This window comes from Pseudoalteromonas rubra (assembly GCF_001482385.1).
GTDB lineage: Bacteria > Pseudomonadota > Gammaproteobacteria > Enterobacterales > Alteromonadaceae > Pseudoalteromonas > Pseudoalteromonas ardens.
Genome location: NZ_CP013611.1, coordinates 3,107,501 through 3,124,732, shown reverse-complemented (window position 1 = coordinate 3,124,732; position 17,232 = coordinate 3,107,501). Strand labels below are relative to the sequence as shown.

Sequence of the window (17,232 nt, the reverse complement as noted above, 5' to 3'; positions counted from 1 at the left end):
TTCAGCCCCCGTTGCTCTTTGCACAACTCTTGTCGTGTAAATCAAGCACTTTCTTCAAATTTAATAACACCACCATTTTTTCCCCAACATTAACCAACCCATGAACAAATTGAGCATTATCAGAGTCCTGAAAGTCAGGGACATCCTTCGCCTTTTCCTCTGAAATGCTGTACACATCGGACACTGCATCTACAACAATGCCCATCAACTTGTCTTGCTCTTTCAGTGTTACTGATACCACTATCACCACAGTGAGTGGACCATAGCCAATGTGAGTAATGCCAAATCGCTGTCGCAAATCAATGATTGGTACAATCGTGCCGCGCAGGTTCATCGCCCCTTTCACAAATGGTGGGGAATTAGGGATCACCGTTACAGGCTCCCAGCCTCGAATTTCCTGGACCGCCAAAATATCAATCCCATACTCTTCTTCATCCATCATAAAAGTCAGAAACTGTTTTTCGTCCGTCTCTGTATCCAGTACCAGCTGCTGATTTAAGTTCATATGCTCTGTCATGCGGGGATACCCTCATCCGCTTTTAAGTCCACAAGCAACTCAGAAGACCCCGGCCGCCTCAAGCCGCTCAGTTTTATTAACCCGCTGATATCGATGATCAAAGACACCGTGCCATCGCCTAAAATCGTAGCGCCTGATATACCATCAACACGCTGATAATTGGCTTCCAAACTTTTGATTACCACCTGCTGTTGCGCTAGCAGGTCATCGACCAATATGCCTACTTTGTAATTATCGTTTTCAACTACCACCAACAAGGTCTTGTCCAGTTCTTCTCGTGCGCCCTTGTGATTAAAAATGTCATACAATCGAAGAATCGGAATATACTCATCACGCAAACGCAGAACCTGCAAACCTTTACCCACATTACTGACTTTAGCAATATCAATTTGCAACGACTCAACAATAGAGATCAGTGGAATTATATAAGTATGATCAGCAACCTGAACCAGCTGACCATCCAGTATCGCCAGTGTCAATGGCAAGCGAATCGTAAAAGTAGACCCCACTCCCGCTTCCGAACTAACCTCTACAGAGCCATTCAATGCCTGAATATTTTTACGTACGACGTCCATCCCGACACCGCGACCGGATATTTCGCTAACGTTGTCAGCGGTTGAAAATCCCGGCATAAAAATCAGTTCATTAATCTCATCAACAGTGAGCTCATCCTGCTCCTGAATAAGCCCATTCTGGATGGCTTTGCTGCGAATTTTCTCTGTATCCAGCCCTTTTCCGTCGTCCATAATCTCGATGACAATATTGCCCCCCTGGTGAAACGCATTTAATGTGACAGTACCAACGGGGTCCTTGCCCTGAGCGATGCGCTCTTCGGGCGTTTCTAGTCCATGGTCCAAGGAGTTGCGTACCAGATGCACCATAGGATCAGACAGTTTTTCCATGACGGTTTTATCAAGCTCGGTTTGCTCTCCGATCAGCTTGAGTTCAACTTGCTTATTGAGTTTTTGAGAGATGTCCCGTACCAACCTTGGAAACCGACTAAAGACAAAGCTGATGGGCAGCATGCGAATACGCATCACATTTTCCTGCAAATCACGCGTATTATGTGCCAGCTGTGCCAAACCTTCCTGTAGTGCTGCAATGCTAGACTCGGTAATTTCCTGCTCTCCAATCTGACTCAACATAGCCTGTGTAATCACCAGTTCACCAACCATGTTAATCAGCGAATCTACTTTGTCTATGCCAACCCGGATAGAGGTTGTGCTGGGGTCTGTGTTTTTACGTGCATCCTTGACCGGCACCGTTTCTTCTTTGTTGTCTTGAACCATTTTGGAAGGCTCTGGGGCCTGTACCGGCAACTCAGCTTCCGCCGGAACACTCAGCGGGATATTTGGTGACTCGCTATGATCATCAGGCTCCTCGAACAGGCCTCCACATTGCACTATGGTGATTTCCGCGTCATCTTCAACCCACTCGAAAATCTCTCTGATCGCGCTTTCACCGCGCGTTGTGGTCAGGAAAAACCGCCAATAAAGATAACAATCTTCAGCATTGAGCTGCTTTAATTTGGGGACTTCATCGTGCAATGCCTGCGTTTCCAGCTCTCCCAGCTCAGACAACTCCGCAATCATATATAACGGTTCATTACCGGTTTTAAATAAGTAGGGCAATGGCTTAAAATCGATCTGAAAAGTGATGGGAAGAGCAGCTTGCTCTTCAGGCTCGCTGATCGCCTGTTCCGGTACACCGGTGCTGTTTTCGCCATTTAAAATCGCTTCGAAGCGTTGTTTTAATTCATTGGCTTCTTGTTGCTCTGGCTCTTCTTGGGCTTGCAAGGCCGTCAGCATAGCCCGTAAGCAATCGATTGCTTTGAGTAATAAATTGACGTGCTCAGCAACGAGTTGTCGCTGCCCATTGCGGATCTGGTCGAGCAAGGTTTCTAATACATGAGTAAAATCAGAAACTGCTGTAAAACCAAAAGTACCGCTGCCCCCTTTAATCGAATGTGCAGCCCGGAAAATAGTATTAATGGTTTCCTGATCTTCTTTCCCTGGCTCGAGGTTAAGCAGCTCAGATTCCATCGCATCGAGCCCTTCAAAGCTTTCTTCAAAAAAAACATCGAAAAACTGACTTAAATCGATACTCATGGCAGCACCTCACGGGGGTTAACGGATGACTTTTTTCAGCACAGCCAGTAATTGTTCAGGGTTAAATGGTTTAACAATCCAGCCCGTTGCGCCTGCGGCTTTACCTTCACTTTTCTTGTCTAGGCCTGATTCGGTTGTGAGCATCAGAAGCGGTGTAAATTTATAGTCTGGCAAACTTCTCAGCTCTCGAATCAAGGTAATGCCATCCATAACAGGCATGTTCACGTCCGAGATCACGGCATCAAACCCTTGTTGCTTAGCCAGATTGAGTGCTTCACTGCCATCCTTTGCCTCTACAACATCAAACCCCGCTTTTTTTAGTGTAAAGCCAACCATTTGACGCATCGAAGCAGAATCATCCACAGCTAAAATCTTTTTCATAATGACCTCTTAATTCGTACTACTGATAGATAAAAGTTCGGTTAACCCTAATTTTTCAACAGATGAAGACAATGCAGCACTTTCTCCCACCCAGGAAATATGTTGCCCAATATCCAGTAAATATTTTTGCAACGCGCACAACAGTTGGATCGATGCGGTATCTGCACGCTGGACTTCACTGATGTCTAGTGAAATAGCATGGCCAGCATCAAGTTCGAGCAGCAACTGTTGATGTAATTCTTCAACCTGGTTTATGACCAGCTCCGAGGGAAGTTTAATCATGTGCCTTGCACATTCCTTGCAAATCTTATTGATATGAATAGATTAGACCGTGACCGTGAAATTGCCATACTTATCACGGAAAAGAAATAATTAATTATTAAATTCAGTGACTTTACATCCGTCACCTACTGTCCCGGCACAATAATTTTAAAATCGTTAATTAGCTGAGCCTCATTAATAACAGGCACTTCACCGGCCTTAAATTCCGGTTTAAATATGGCTTCCAGTTGTGCCTGTGGGTTCACCAATGCAATCGAAGCACTATGATCAACATAGTACTCAGGTTGATCACTATTGTTGATCGCGTAGATCAAGCCAATGTCACGCACAAAAGGAAACAGTACGTTGTGAGGCGCAGACGCTGCGACAAAATCCGGGTTAAAGTAATCAATATATTGCTTTCGCTTTGGTTGCGTGTCCCGCTGCGGGTCTACTGCTACAAACCACACGTTAACAGCCTGATGAGACTCTAACTGCGCGGCAATATTAGTAAGTTTTGCCAAAGTCATTGGACATATATCGGGACAATGAGTGTACCCCAAAAATAATAAGCTCCATTGCCCTTTTAACTGCTCAGCCGTAATTTGCGCCCCATTTTGGTCTTCCAAAGCAAAAGGCTTGAGCGTACGAGGTTGCTCATAATGAACAGCGAACTCTGACACTTGGGGAGCAGGCTGACACCCGCTAAGTAGCGAGAACATTAAAAAAAGAGGAAAAATGATTTTCATACCAGTGCTCTGTCAACAAATAGAGAGACAAAGAGTAACAGCAAATACCAGATAGAAAAACGAAAAACCCCCATCGCTTGTTGCACTGTATGACTTATATACAACCGTACAATCAGGTAAATAAACAGTCCATTAAGAATACTTGCGGCAACCAGATACGCATACCCGACCATGCCTATCAAATAGGGCAGTACGCATGTTACAGCCAATAGCAAGGTATAAACGACCATACACAATTTAGTGAACTGGATCCCATGTGTGACAGGCAACATGGGGATCCCCGCTCTGGCATAATCAGCTTCTCGGGCGATGGCCAATGCCCAGAAATGCGGCGGCGTCCAAGCGAAAATAATCATAACGAGCAGCCAAGGCTCCGCTGCCAAAGCGCCTGTTTCACTGACCCACCCCAGCAAAGGAGGTAAAGCGCCTGCCAGCCCGCCAATAACAATATTCTGCGGTGTCATGTGCTTAAGGAACATAGTGTAAACAACAGCATAGCCAAGTAAAGCTAGTAGCGTTAGAACCGTACACAGCCAATTACTGAACAACAACAGGCCAAGGGTTCCGGCAACAGCCAGGCTAACGGCAAAAATGAGTGCTTTTGACACTGAGAGTTGCTGCATCGCCAGGGGGCGGTGGCGTGTCCGCGCCATTTTTCGATCTCTATTACGGTCAACAACATGATTAATTGCCGCAGCTGAGGCAGAGATTAACCCAATTGACAATAAGCTCATCAGTTGATGGCCGATGCTTCGTCCTACATCCGGGGCGAGCGCAACCCCCACCCAGGCAGTCAGTACCAACATCATGACCACCTTAGCTTTGGTGATCGCCACATAAGGCTTAAAGCCTGCATAGAAATCAGGGATTGCTGATCCGAGTTGTTGCACACTAATGGCCATAACTTATCCCCTAGATTGATAAAACAGCAGATAGCAAACCCGCACCATACTCAGCAGTAGCAGCGCTGCCATGACATTGTGAAATAGCGTCAGCAATAATGGGAACTGCCAATGCACTATCGCACCGCCTAACAACACCTGACAAAGCACCAGAATTGCCGGAAGCAAAATGACGGGTCGTACTTGTGTGTCAGGAATTCGTAAATATAAGCGCCAGCACAGTGCCAATATAGCGATGAGTGTCACCATAGCCCAAAGCCGATGGACCAGATGAATAGACAAGCGAGTTTCAAAAGGCAAAACACCAAATTCGTAACTGGCAGAAGAATGCGGTAGCTGAAATAGGCTGCTCAGTGAGAACAACTCTCCGTTCTCACACAATGGCAATCCACGACAGTGTGGTGCAGCATAATTCGCGGCAAGCCACCCACCTAATGCAATTTGTAATACCAACACTGTAAGTACTACCAGCGTCATCACTTTCAATCCAGTGGCATGAGGAATGACGACAGTCGCTGGCTGACTGGCCCTGAGCCAAAGCAAAGTTAATAAACTCAGTATGGTGAACCCGCCTAGCAAGTGGCCCATCACTATCAGGGGCTGCAAATTCATTGTCACGGTCCACATGCCGAGTAGTGCCTGAAACACAATTAATACAACCAGTAATGTCGACAAACCTCTGACACTTGCACCGTAGTTGGGCTGACGCAGCGCCATAAAGAAAATTGCAGCAACAACCAAACCTAAGCTACCAGCAAAATATCTGTGGATCATTTCGATCCAAGCTTTCTTTTGGTGTACTTCGCTACCGGGAAACTGCTGTTGTGCTGACACCAACTCATGCGCTTCGTTCGGCACCGTCAAAAACCCATAGCACCCAGGCCAATCCGGGCACCCCAAACCTGCATTGCTTAGTCTGGTATAAGCCCCCAAGGACACAACCAGCGCTGCTAGCAGTGCCGACATGAGCACCAATTTTTTAAAACTTTGTGTCATGACTTACCTCCTGAACTACTTCGCTCATAAGACAGCAGCTTTTTCAAATCCTTCAACAACCCTTTAAGCAATACCCGGTTAGCGGTTTGATCTTGCTGTGGTAAATACTCAAGCACCACCAATCCACGTTTATCGACCAAATAGAATGCCCCCGGTGATAAAGACGGTACTTCGGGTAACACGCTGGCTTTGTCACTTTGCCCTTGACCTAACAAGAGCAAACCGACTTGCTGACGGTGCTTACCCAATGCCACAGTAAGCTGCTCCATTAAGGCCTGCTGGCCCAAACATAGCTGAGTGCAATCGTCAGGCTGACTTAACGCAATAAACCATGACTTGTGCGCCTGAACAGGCACATTCAGTACAACCTCCTGCGTTAAAAAACTCCCGTTGTTAGTCGTACTGTCTGGTTGCCACCCAGACCAAAGTACCCCCCACGCGACAATCAGAGGTAAAATACAACACGCTAAAAACAATCCAGGCACCTTATTCATCACTTTTCCTTTTGTAAGCTAAGTAGGGGACGACCATTGCTGCCACAGCTAACAAAAGCCATTGCAACGCATAAGCCCGGTGCTTATCCGGCCCCATCACAACGGCTTCATAGTGAGGCTGAATATCGTTTATGATTTGGTCTGACGCATAAGCTAAGGACACGGCAATAGGCCGTTGTGTTTGTCCCACGAAAAAGGCGTGGTCAAGATATTGGAGCAGCTCAGGTTGGGCCGTGTTCAAGTCTGGCTGGGTAGCTAACGTAAAGCCAGCCCACTTGCCTATTTTGAATTCCACATTCACGGTTTGTAACGAGCTGGGGAGCGCTACCTGAGGCAACACAGCCCGGCTGTGTGTCGCGGGAATAAACCCAAGGTTCACAACCAGCCATTCTTCGCTATAGATGGGACGAAATAGGGTAATCACATCGTAGCCAGGTGTCCCATTAACAATCTGATTGTCGAGCAACCAATAGCGCGAATCATCAAAATGGCCATGCAATCGAAATTGTTGCCCTTCCAACGCTCGTTGATTTTGCAGGTCAGTGGTCGCATTAAAATCGGCAATTACCTGACCACTTTGTCGCTTTTCGAGCAGGTATGCCTTTTGGGCTGCTCTTTGCCATTGCCAAACAGAGAGAGCCAGGCATGTGCATACCACAAGGGACACTGCCAAAATCGTGCAATATGCGCTAACCTTTGATCTACATATACTTATCTGCGTCATATGCCATGCTACTCAAATTAATTATTATTGTTTTGCTTTTCAGCACCATCTACAACTTGTTTCGAGCTTTGTTTATTATGCTCAAAGGCACTCACTCTGGTGAGTCAATGTCCCGGCTCCTGGGTAAAAGAGTATTTTTTTCAGCAAGTGTGTTATTGCTTATTCTCATTGCAAAAGGGTTAGGTTGGCTTCATTTCAATCCAGCCCCAGGCTTATAACACATAAACAAATACAAACAGGCACAACCAAACCACATCAACAAAATGCCAATACCAAGCACCGGCCTGAAACGCAAAGTGGTTATGTTCACTGAAATGGCCTTTCATCACCCGTAACCAAACAATCGTCAAGATAATCGCGCCGAGTGTCACATGCATACCGTGAAAACCGGTGAGCATAAAGAAAGTATTGCCGTAGATACCTGACTCCAGAGTCAGTCCTAAATCCTGATAAGCATAAACATACTCTTCTATCTGCAAGACCAAAAATGCAAAACCCAGTAGAATGGTTAATCCTAGGAACAGCTTTACTTTGTTTCTCTGCCCTTGCTCCATCGCAGCATGAGCAAAATGAAGTGTCACGGAAGAAATCAATAAAATAACGGTGTTTATCAAAGGGAGACCTTGCCAACCCATGGCTTGCGTTGTGTCTCCCCCCGGGGTGTTAAGTAATGGCCACACAGCTTCGAAGCTTGGCCACAGTAACTCATGTGTCATGGCATTATTACTAGCCCCACCCAACCAAGGAACCGCAAACATGCGAGCGTACAACAAGGCCCCAAAAAACGCGGCGAAAAACATCACTTCAGAGAAAATAAACCACGCCATCCCCTGTCGAAATGAGCGATCCATTTGCGCTGAGTAGAGCCCTCCTTGGGACTCCCGAATAACATGTCGAAACCACCCAGCCAACATAAACAGCAGTAGACCAATCCCGGCATACAAAATGAATTGGCCACCGGGGCTCTTCATCACCGTTAATCCACCTCCTACGGCTACACCAAACAAAGCAACAGCCCCCACAATGGGCCATGGACTTTGCTCTGGTACATAGTATTTTTCATAACCACTAGCCATGACTTAATCCTCGTATTTGTTGATACACCGCGGCTTGTATACTGTGAACATAATCGTCCCCGACTGTGCCACGCCTGAGCTCACCGAATAGCGCTGTGCCTGGGTGCAATAGCGGACTTATAACTGTCGCTGTTTTGTCGGTGATGTCGTATAAGGTATAGGCAAGAGTCAGTTCGGCGATGTCAGTTGGCAGCTCGGTATCCACATAAAAGCGCAGCGTAAACGACATTTTCTGACGCGCCTGCATACTTTGCTGGTCAAAGCAAAAGCACGCGAGCTTGTGTAGATATTTAGCCGCCATGCCAGGTGAAACAGACGGAATTGCCTGCATAACCCGAGCATCTCCACTCAGATTCTCGGCCGTAAAGCTCACTTCTGTTAATGTACCGGGCGTCACTGTTACCTGATATGTCGCAGCTTTTACTTTGAACGGCGCCTGCCCTTGCGTATGGGTTGTGAAACTCACATCGACCTGCCTTGCCAAGTCTTGCTCTTCGCTGGCCTCAGCGGCGGTCAACTCAACTTTGCCATTCAAGCCCGTTATGTCACAGAACACGTCGTACAGCGGTACCAGGGCAAATGCAAATGCAAACATACCCAAAACCAATAGCACGAGTTTTCTCAGTAACGGGGTATGCATCATTTCACCTCTGGTGGCGTGCTGAAAGTGTGGTAAGGTGCTGGCGAAGCAACATCCCACTCCAACCCTTCTGCACCATCCCATACTTTGGCAGGCGCACGCTGACCGCCTGCGATGCACTTAAACACCACAGCCACAAATAGCAACTGTGATAAGCCAAATGCAAAACCACCAATGCTGATCAAGGCATTGAAATCAGCAAACTGAAGCGCATAATCCGGGATCCGTCGCGGCATGCCCGCAAGCCCCACAAAATGCATTGGGAAAAATAGGATATTCACACTCACCAGAGACAACCAAAAATGCCACTTAGCCAATGTCTCGCTATACATATAACCAGTCCACTTAGGTAACCAGTAGTAAGCAGCCGCCATGATTGAGAAGACCGCCCCCGTGACCAATACATAGTGAAAATGTGCGACCACAAAATAAGTGTCGTGATACTGGAAATCGGCAGGGGTAATGGCCAGCATCAGCCCGGAAAAACCACCGAGTGTAAACAATACAATAAACGCGATAGCAAATAGCATAGGGACTTCAAAACTGATAGAGCCACGCCACATTGTGGCTACCCAGTTGAACACCTTCACACCCGTAGGCACAGAGATCAACATGGTCGCATACATAAAGAAAAGCTCACCGGCCAACGGCATACCGGTGGTGAACATATGGTGTGCCCACACGATGAAAGATAACAGCGCAATGGAGGAGGTTGCGTATACCATAGAAGCATATCCAAAAAGCTTCTTTCTTGAGAAAGTAGGCACTATGGTAGAAATCACGCCAAACGCTGGCAAAATCATAATATATACTTCCGGGTGACCGAAGAACCAGAAAATATGCTGGAACATCACTGGGTCACCTCCGCCTGCCGCATCGAAGAAGCTCGTGCCAAAATACTTGTCTGTCAAAACCATAGTAACGGCACCCGCTAATACGGGCATCACAGCGATTAATAAAAATGCCGTAATTAGCCAAGTCCACACAAACAGAGGGAGCTTCATCCATGTCATACCTGGCGCACGCATGTTCACTATCGTCACGATCACATTGATAGCGCCCATAATGGAGCTTACTCCCATGATATGCACAGCGAAAACAAACAGTGCTGTATTGTCGTTACTGTAAGTGGTGGAAAGTGGTGCATAGAAAGTCCAGCCAAACGCAGGGCCGCCACCTTCCATAAATAATGAAGCAAGTAATATGAGAAAGGCAAACGGCAGAATCCAAAAACTCCAGTTATTCATCCGCGGTAATGCCATATCAGGGGCACCAATCATCATGGGAACCATCCAGTTCGCCAGGCCAGTAAAGGCAGGCATCACAGCACCAAATACCATAATCAACCCATGCACTGTAGTCATTTGATTGAAAAAGTGTGGGTCGACGAGCTGAAGGCCCGGCTGAAATAATTCTGCCCGAATAACCATGGCCATACCGCCGCCAATCAGGAACATCAATAAAGAAAAGAGCAAATACAAAGATCCTATGTCTTTGTGATTTGTCGTAAAAAGCCAACGCTTGATACCAGTTGCCGGACCATGATGTTCATGCTCTTGTTCATGAGCAGCCTGCTGTGTACTCGAAGTCATTTGGCTTCCTCCTGTTTGCCGTCAAGGTAAGCTTGTATTTGGCTAGGTTGAATAACTTCTCCGGTATCATTACCCCAACTATTTCTTTTGTAAGTGATAACTCCAGCGACTTCTTTTAATGACAACTGCTTTGCAAAAGCCTGCATCGCAGTGCCAGGGCGTCCGTCCATAATAATTTCAATATGTGCTTGGAGGTCGCCGGTGACCATAGCGCTTCCCTTTAAGGCAGGAAACACCCCTTGCAGGCCGAGCCCTGTGGGTTGATGACATGCTGCGCAGTAAGCCATGTAAACACGCTCTCCAGTCGCCATTAACTCATCTTTGCTAAGTGTTTGCTCCAAAAGCGCAGCCTCTTGCTGCGCGGCAAGTGTTCTTTGTGCTTTCTCGTTGGTAAGCCATGCCTGAAATTCCGCCTCGGGCTTGGCTTCTACGACAACAGGCATAAAACCATGGTCTTTGCCGCATAGCTCTGCACATTGGCCTCGATAGGTGCCGGGCTCATTGACATTCGTCCATGCTTCATTAATGAACCCCGGATTAGCATCTTTTTTTACCGCAAAATCAGGTACCCACCAAGAATGGATCACATCATCAGAAGTCAGTAAAAACCGCACTTTCTTACCCGTCGGGATCACCAGTGGCTTATCGACCTCCAACAGATAGTTTTCAGTCTTACTTTCCATATTATCTATCTGAGCTCTTGGTGTGGACATCAGAGAGTAAAAATCGACGTCATGACCTAAGTATTCGTAATGCCACTTCCATTGTGACCCGGTTACTTTGATAGTCAGATCTGCCTTATCAGTGTCTTCCATCGCAATCAGTGTTTTTGTCGCAGGCACAGCCATCGCAACCAAAATTAGAAATGGAATAGCGGTCCAGAGGATTTCAACTTTTGTACTTTCATGAAACTGCGCAGGCTCCGCACCTTTAGAGCGCCGATGATGGATTAATGCCCAAAACATAACTGAAAAGACAATCAGCCCAATTACACAACAGATCCAGAAGATGGTCATGTGTAACTGATATACCTGATTACTGATGTCAGTTACGCCTGTACGCATATTGTAGTCGCTTGCGAGCGTGGCCACACTGACGAATAAACACATCGCAATTGTGATGAGTTTGGCTATTTTCATTAGACGTCTCCCTCAATTGCTTCGAGCGTGAGAAGCAATGGTTCTTATTATCGGATGACTGTCATTTCACTTGGGTTATCCCATGAGTACTGCACGACCATTTAACAATTAGTCAAAATTTGACCGTTTAGCAAGTTTTTGTCTCTTGTAGATTTTGTTTTTAAGGTTGGGAAACAGTTGAAAAATAGCTGTTTGTTAGGGGTTACTTATACACAAGCACCATTGATATGGTTGCTTGAAAGTGTATACAAGAAGTAAAAACAGCCCAGTCAAGAAAAACCAGGCTGCACACGGAAATTATTTAAACATCACCTCGGATAACACCGACTGCCAGGCCTTCTACCGAAAAGCTTTGCTGCTCTAAATCAACTTCAATGGGCGAAAAATCCTCGTTTTCTGCATGTAGATAGACTTTCTTTCCTAACTTTTCAAAGCGCTTAACCGTGACGTCTTCTTCTACGCGTGCGACGACAACCTGGCCATTATTTACAACCTGGGTACGGTGCACTGCAAGTAGATCCCCATCCATGATGCCAATATTTTTCATACTCATACCGTTGACGCGCAACAAATAATCGGCCGCAGGGTGAAACATTGTAGGATCGACAGAACAGTGACTCTCAATATGCTCCTGAGCAAGAATAGGTTCTCCGGCAGCAACTCGACCAACTAAGGGCAAACCAAGTTGTTCAGGTTCATTTTCTACTAGCCGAATTCCCCTGCTTGCACCTGGTACCATTTCTATAACACCTTTCTTCGCTAACGCTTTTAAATGCTCTTCTGCAGCATTCGCACTACGAAACCCAAGCGACTCAGCAATCTCAGCCCGAGTCGGAGGCATGCCCGTATCTTTGATAAAGACTTTTATGAGTTCAAAAACTTGTTCTTGTCGTTTGGTGAGTGGTCGCATATAACTGGTTTTCCATACAGTGCATTTACTGTGAGTATATACAGTTATCATTTTTTCGCAACGGTTATTCTGCGCGAACCTTAAACTCGTATTCAATTACCTAGCCTAATAATACACCACCTCTGCAGCATCATGTATAAAGTAACCGACTTCTATGTGAAACGGTACTTACCAATCAACGCTACACTCGTTTTTCTCTGTTTCACTGAACGCATTCGATAGAGTATCGAGATTGGGGGCTTCCGGACCTACTTCCTCCTTACTCTGCTGCACTGATGACTTGCCATTCATGCTCTCCGTATCGCCTGTCAGCAGTGCCTACATCAAGTGCGGGATGACGGGGGTTCGGCTTTGTGATCGCAAAGTTATACAACTTTTTTAAATCGCATATAGCAAAAAAACCGCTGTATTGCTGCAACGGGTTTGACGTACATGGAAATACGGATGTCGATGAGATTCATGGATGAATTAAGTGTAAAGTACAATGACAGCGAGCAACGCGAGTGCATTTACTTTGCGCAAGGTGAAATGAGCTATTTTAGAGAACGCAGACCTGTTCACAACGCAAAAAGGAGCCCTCCACAAGGAAGTGTCACCAAAGACTGCTAGATACTAGCTTCATCGACGCTTTTTTAAATTTCAAATGCAAAAATGCCCGACTCTTTCGAATCGGGCTTTGATGTACAAGGAAGTACGAATGTCGATGAAATTCATGGATGAATTAAGTGTAAAGTACAATGACAGCGAGCAACGCGAGTGCATTTACTTTGCGCAAGGTGAAATAAGCCTTTTTAGAGAACGCAGGCCTATTCCAACATCCAACCCAACTTCATGGATGAATAGGCGATGCTATTCTATCTACGGCTTCCTCGGCACGTTTTTAAATCGCACATAGCAAAAAACCAGCTGCATTGCTGCAACGGGTTTGACGTACATGGAAGTACGAATGTCGATGAAATTCATGGATGAATGTCTTTCATCGACCTTTTATTAGGAGCTTGGCAATGTCCTGCTTTCACATGGGTGAATTGTGACCGAAGCACCGCTTCGCAGCGCAATGAACGCGAGGTATGGACGCCGATAACACGCGTTACGCGCCGGGAGCCCTCCACAAGGAAGTGTGTCCAAAGGTTGCTAGATACCAACTTCATGGATGAATAGACAACGCTACTCTATCTACAGCTTCATCGACGCTTTTTAAAATTTCAAACGCAAAAAAGCCCGACTCTTTCGAATCGGGCTTTCTTTTATTAGGCCCTGGCGATGTCCTACTTTCACATGGGAAACCCCACACTATCATCGGCGCTATTTCGTTTCACTACTGAGTTCGGCATGGGGTCAGGTGGTTCCAAAATGCTATGTTCACCAGGAAATTCTGTGTGCAAGATGTTTATCAACATCTCACTAAAATCTGGAAAAGCGTATTAAATTCTTATCGTCTACTTTATTTCTTAACTTCTAACAAACAAAACCACTTTGGCGTTGTATGGTTAAGCCTCACGGGTAATTAGTACGAGTTAGCTCAATGGCTCACACCACTTCCACATCTCGCCTATCAACGTTGTAGTCTTCAACGGCCCTTCAGTTAACTTATAGTTAAAGTGAGAACTCATCTCGAGGCTCGCTTCCCGCTTAGATGCTTTCAGCGGTTATCGATTCCGAACGTAGCTACCGGGAAATGCCATTGGCATGACAACCCGAACACCAGCGGTTCGTCCACTCCGGTCCTCTCGTACTAGGAGCAGCCCCTCTCAATTCTCAAACGCCCACGGCAGATAGGGACCGAACTGTCTCACGACGTTCTAAACCCAGCTCGCGTACCACTTTAAATGGCGAACAGCCATACCCTTGGGACCGACTTCAGCCCCAGGATGTGATGAGCCGACATCGAGGTGCCAAACACCGCCGTCGATATGAACTCTTGGGCGGTATCAGCCTGTTATCCCCGGAGTACCTTTTATCCGTTGAGCGATGGCCCTTCCATTCAGAACCACCGGATCACTATGACCTACTTTCGTACCTGCTCGACGTGTCTGTCTCGCAGTTAAGCTGGCTTCTACCATTACACTAACCGTACGATGTCCGACCGTACTTAGCCAACCTTCGTGCTCCTCCGTTACTCTTTGGGAGGAGACCGCCCCAGTCAAACTACCCACCAGGCACTGTCCTCAATCCCGATTAGGGACCTAAGTTAGAACATCAACACTACAAGGGTGGTATTTCAAGGACGGCTCCACGCAATCTAGCGACTGCGTTTCAAAGCCTCCCACCTATCCTACACATGTAGGGTCAATGTTCAGTGCCAAGCTGTAGTAAAGGTTCACGGGGTCTTTCCGTCTAGCCGCGGGTACACAGCATCTTCACTGCGATTTCAATTTCACTGAGTCTCGGGTGGAGACAGCGTGGCCATGGTTACACCATTCGTGCAGGTCGGAACTTACCCGACAAGGAATTTCGCTACCTTAGGACCGTTATAGTTACGGCCGCCGTTTACCGGGGCTTCGATCAAGAGCTTCGCCTAAGCTAACCCCATCAATTAACCTTCCGGCACCGGGCAGGTGTCACACCGTATACGTCATCTTACGATTTTGCACAGTGCTGTGTTTTTAATAAACAGTCCCAGCCACCTGGTCACTGCGGCTCTCGCCTGCTTACGACGCGAAGTCTTCACAAGTAAGAGCGTACCTTCTCCCGAAGTTACGGTACAATTTTGCCTAGTTCCTTCACCCGAGTTCTCTCAAGCGCCTTAGTATTCTCTACCTGACCACCTGTGTCGGTTTAGGGTACGATTCGATATAAACTGAAGCTTAGAGGCTTTTCCTGGAAGTAGGGCATCAACAACTTCACCACCGTAGTGGCTCGTCTCGACTCTCAGCCTTAGCAACCCGGATTTTCCTAAGTCACCAGCCTACAGCCTTTCACATGGACAACCAACGCCATGCTTGCCTAGCCTGCTCCGTCCCCCCATCGCATTTATACCAAGTACGGGAATATTAACCCGTTTCCCATCGACTACGCTCTTCAGCCTCGCCTTAGGGGTCGACTCACCCTACCCTGATTAACATGGGATAGGAACCCTTGGTCTTCCGGCGTGCGGGTTTTTCACCCGCATTATCGTTACTCATGTCAGCATTCGCACTTCTGATATGTCCAGCATGCCTCCCGGCACACCTTCAGCCACTTACAGAACGCTCCCCTACCCCGCGAACTAAGTTCGCAGCCGTAGCTTCGGTGGTATGTTTAGCCCCGTTACATCTTCCGCGCAGGCCGACTCGACTAGTGAGCTATTACGCTTTCTTTAAAGGATGGCTGCTTCTAAGCCAACCTCCTAGCTGTTTTAGCCTTCCCACATCGTTTCCCACTTAACATACACTTTGGGACCTTAGCTGACGGTCTGGGTTGTTTCCCTCTCCACGATGGACGTTAGCACCCACCGTGTGTCTCCCGGATAGTACTTTACGGTATTCGGAGTTTGCAAAGGGTTGGTAAGTCGGGATGACCCCCTAGCCTTAACAGTGCTCTACCCCCGTAAGTATTCGTCCGAGGCTCTACCTAAATAGATTTCGGGGAGAACCAGCTATCTCCCGGTTTGATTAGCCTTTCACTCCTAGCCACAGGTCATCCCCTAACTTTTCAACGTTAGTGGGTTCGGTCCTCCAGTCAGTGTTACCTGACCTTCAACCTGCCCATGGCTAGATCACCGGGTTTCGGGTCTATACCCTGCAACTTAAGCGCCCAGTTAAGACTCGCTTTCGCTACGGCTCCCCTAAATGGTTAACCTTGCTACAGAATATAAGTCGCTGACCCATTATACAAAAGGTACGCAGTCACCCTCGAGGGGCTCCTACTGCTTGTACGTACACGGTTTCAGGTTCTATTTCACTCCCCTCACAGGGGTTCTTTTCGCCTTTCCCTCACGGTACTGGTTCACTATCGGTCAGTTGGGAGTATTTAGCCTTGGAGGATGGTCCCCCCATATTCAGTCAAAGTTTCACGTGCTCCGACCTACTCGATTTCACTTTAAATAAGTTGTCGTGTACGGGACTGTCACCCTGTATCGTCATACTTTCCAGAATGTTCCACTAACTACATTAAAGCTTAAGGGCTAATCCGATTTCGCTCGCCGCTACTTTCGGAATCTCGGTTGATTTCTTTTCCTACGGGTACTTAGATGTTTCAGTTCTCCGCGTTCGCTTCATACAGCTATGTATTCACTGCATGATGACCCAAAGGGCCGGGTTTCCCCATTCGGAAATCCTAGTCTCAAGCGCCTCTTACTGGCTCAACTAGGCTTATCGCAAGTTAGTACGTCCTTCATCGCCTCCAACTGCCAAGGCATCCACCGTGTACGCTTAGTCACTTAACCATACAACCCAAAATAGTTTTGAATTGTAGTGTCAAAGACAGTTTTAACTTCGCCAGAAGTTAAGTAATACTAAAGTAGACGCTAATAAATTCTTTCGAATTTATCGGCATTTTTCTTTCGAAAACTCTATAGAACAACAATTTTCATTGTCATTCCGAGAATTTAATATCAGCTTTCCAAATTTTTAAAGAGCAAGAGAATTACTTCTCAGAGTTAAAAACTCTCAGAGTACCAAGTCGTTGGTAAGAGTGTTTATCTATGAGGAGTAGGTAGTAAAGTGGTGGAGCTAAGCAGGATCGAACTGCTGACCTCCTGCGTGCAAGGCAGGCGCTCTCCCAGCTGAGCTATAGCCCCACATTACTAGGAATAACATTGTT

At 46.8% G+C, this 17,232-nt stretch carries 15 protein-coding genes, 1 tRNA gene, 2 rRNA genes and 1 pseudogene; 1 reads left to right on the top strand and 18 read right to left on the bottom strand.

Going from position 1 to position 17,232, the window contains the following annotated elements:
- Nucleotide 1 precedes the first annotated feature (1 nt).
- The 9 genes from AT705_RS13590 to AT705_RS13550 all read right to left on the bottom strand — a co-directional run bounded on the left by AT705_RS13590 (nucleotide 2) and on the right by AT705_RS13550 (nucleotide 7,066).
- Nucleotides 2–517, bottom strand: a complete 516-nt coding sequence (locus AT705_RS13590; RefSeq protein WP_058796977.1) for a chemotaxis protein CheW — start codon at nucleotides 515–517, stop codon at nucleotides 2–4.
- Nucleotides 514–2,625 (bottom strand): chemotaxis protein CheA, encoded by a 2,112-nt coding sequence (locus AT705_RS13585; RefSeq protein ID WP_058796976.1) that lies wholly within the window; start codon nucleotides 2,623–2,625, stop codon nucleotides 514–516. The genes AT705_RS13590 and AT705_RS13585 overlap by 4 nt, the downstream gene beginning before the upstream one ends.
- Nucleotides 2,626–2,643: 18 nt before the next feature.
- The gene (locus tag AT705_RS13580; protein ID WP_010387164.1) at nucleotides 2,644–3,006 is read right to left on the bottom strand and encodes a response regulator; all 363 of its coding nucleotides are present in this window, start codon (nucleotides 3,004–3,006) and stop codon (nucleotides 2,644–2,646) included.
- A gap of 9 nt (nucleotides 3,007–3,015) precedes the next feature.
- On the bottom strand, nucleotides 3,016–3,288 hold the full coding sequence (locus tag AT705_RS13575) for an STAS domain-containing protein (RefSeq protein WP_058796975.1): 273 nt from the start codon (nucleotides 3,286–3,288) through the stop codon (nucleotides 3,016–3,018).
- A 125-nt stretch (nucleotides 3,289–3,413) separates the two neighbouring features.
- Complete coding sequence (locus tag AT705_RS13570; protein WP_058796974.1) at nucleotides 3,414–4,016, bottom strand: SCO family protein; 603 nt, start codon at nucleotides 4,014–4,016, stop codon at nucleotides 3,414–3,416.
- Nucleotides 4,013–4,918 carry a heme o synthase gene (gene cyoE, locus AT705_RS13565; protein WP_058796973.1) on the bottom strand — a complete coding sequence of 302 codons (906 nt, stop codon included), beginning with the start codon at nucleotides 4,916–4,918 and terminating at the stop codon, nucleotides 4,013–4,015. The genes AT705_RS13570 and cyoE overlap by 4 nt, the downstream gene beginning before the upstream one ends.
- A 3-nt stretch (nucleotides 4,919–4,921) precedes the next feature.
- Complete coding sequence (locus AT705_RS13560) at nucleotides 4,922–5,914, bottom strand: COX15/CtaA family protein (protein WP_058796972.1); 993 nt, start codon at nucleotides 5,912–5,914, stop codon at nucleotides 4,922–4,924.
- Nucleotides 5,911–6,408, bottom strand: coding sequence for a hypothetical protein (locus AT705_RS13555; protein WP_058796971.1), 498 nt, complete (start codon nucleotides 6,406–6,408; stop codon nucleotides 5,911–5,913). Before AT705_RS13555 ends, AT705_RS13560 begins: the two co-directional genes overlap by 4 nt.
- Entirely contained in the window at nucleotides 6,401–7,066 is a 666-nt protein-coding gene (locus tag AT705_RS13550) for an SURF1 family protein (protein ID WP_167551989.1), read from the bottom strand. The genes AT705_RS13555 and AT705_RS13550 overlap by 8 nt, the downstream gene beginning before the upstream one ends.
- Nucleotides 7,067–7,137: 71 nt before the next feature.
- Here AT705_RS13550 and AT705_RS24940 point away from each other — a divergent pair, with 71 nt between their 5' ends.
- Nucleotides 7,138–7,350, top strand: coding sequence for a DUF2909 domain-containing protein (locus AT705_RS24940; protein WP_082668995.1), 213 nt, complete (start codon nucleotides 7,138–7,140; stop codon nucleotides 7,348–7,350).
- Here the strand turns inward: AT705_RS24940 and AT705_RS13545 are convergent.
- From AT705_RS13545 to AT705_RS13510, 9 genes and pseudogenes are all read right to left on the bottom strand, one after another.
- Nucleotides 7,345–8,208, bottom strand: coding sequence for a cytochrome c oxidase subunit 3 (locus tag AT705_RS13545; RefSeq protein WP_058796969.1), 864 nt, complete (start codon nucleotides 8,206–8,208; stop codon nucleotides 7,345–7,347). The two genes, AT705_RS24940 and AT705_RS13545, sit on opposite strands and share 6 nt — an antisense overlap.
- A 133-nt stretch (nucleotides 8,209–8,341) precedes the next feature.
- Nucleotides 8,342–8,851, bottom strand: a pseudogene (locus AT705_RS13540) (cytochrome c oxidase assembly protein); the annotation flags it as partial.
- Nucleotides 8,848–10,440 carry a cytochrome c oxidase subunit I gene (gene ctaD, locus AT705_RS13535; RefSeq protein ID WP_049865969.1) on the bottom strand — a complete coding sequence of 531 codons (1,593 nt, stop codon included), beginning with the start codon at nucleotides 10,438–10,440 and terminating at the stop codon, nucleotides 8,848–8,850. The gene ctaD and the pseudogene AT705_RS13540, both read right to left, overlap by 4 nt.
- Nucleotides 10,437–11,549: a cytochrome c oxidase subunit II gene (coxB, locus tag AT705_RS13530; protein WP_237113830.1), complete on the bottom strand. Its 1,113-nt coding sequence runs from the start codon at nucleotides 11,547–11,549 to the stop codon at nucleotides 10,437–10,439. Before coxB ends, ctaD begins: the two co-directional genes overlap by 4 nt.
- A gap of 331 nt (nucleotides 11,550–11,880) precedes the next feature.
- Complete coding sequence (lexA, locus tag AT705_RS13525) at nucleotides 11,881–12,489, bottom strand: transcriptional repressor LexA (RefSeq protein ID WP_010387178.1); 609 nt, start codon at nucleotides 12,487–12,489, stop codon at nucleotides 11,881–11,883.
- A gap of 168 nt (nucleotides 12,490–12,657) precedes the next feature.
- A complete protein-coding gene (locus AT705_RS25970; protein ID WP_257721225.1) occupies nucleotides 12,658–12,780 on the bottom strand; it encodes a hypothetical protein in 123 nt (40 codons plus the stop codon).
- Between the two features lie 964 nt (nucleotides 12,781–13,744).
- Nucleotides 13,745–13,859: ribosomal RNA gene (rrf, locus tag AT705_RS13520) — 5S ribosomal RNA — on the bottom strand.
- A gap of 116 nt (nucleotides 13,860–13,975) precedes the next feature.
- Nucleotides 13,976–16,855, bottom strand: a 23S ribosomal RNA gene (locus tag AT705_RS13515).
- Nucleotides 16,856–17,133: 278 nt separating this feature from the next.
- Nucleotides 17,134–17,209: transfer RNA gene (locus AT705_RS13510), tRNA-Ala, on the bottom strand.
- Between the last annotated feature and the right edge of the window lie 23 nt (nucleotides 17,210–17,232).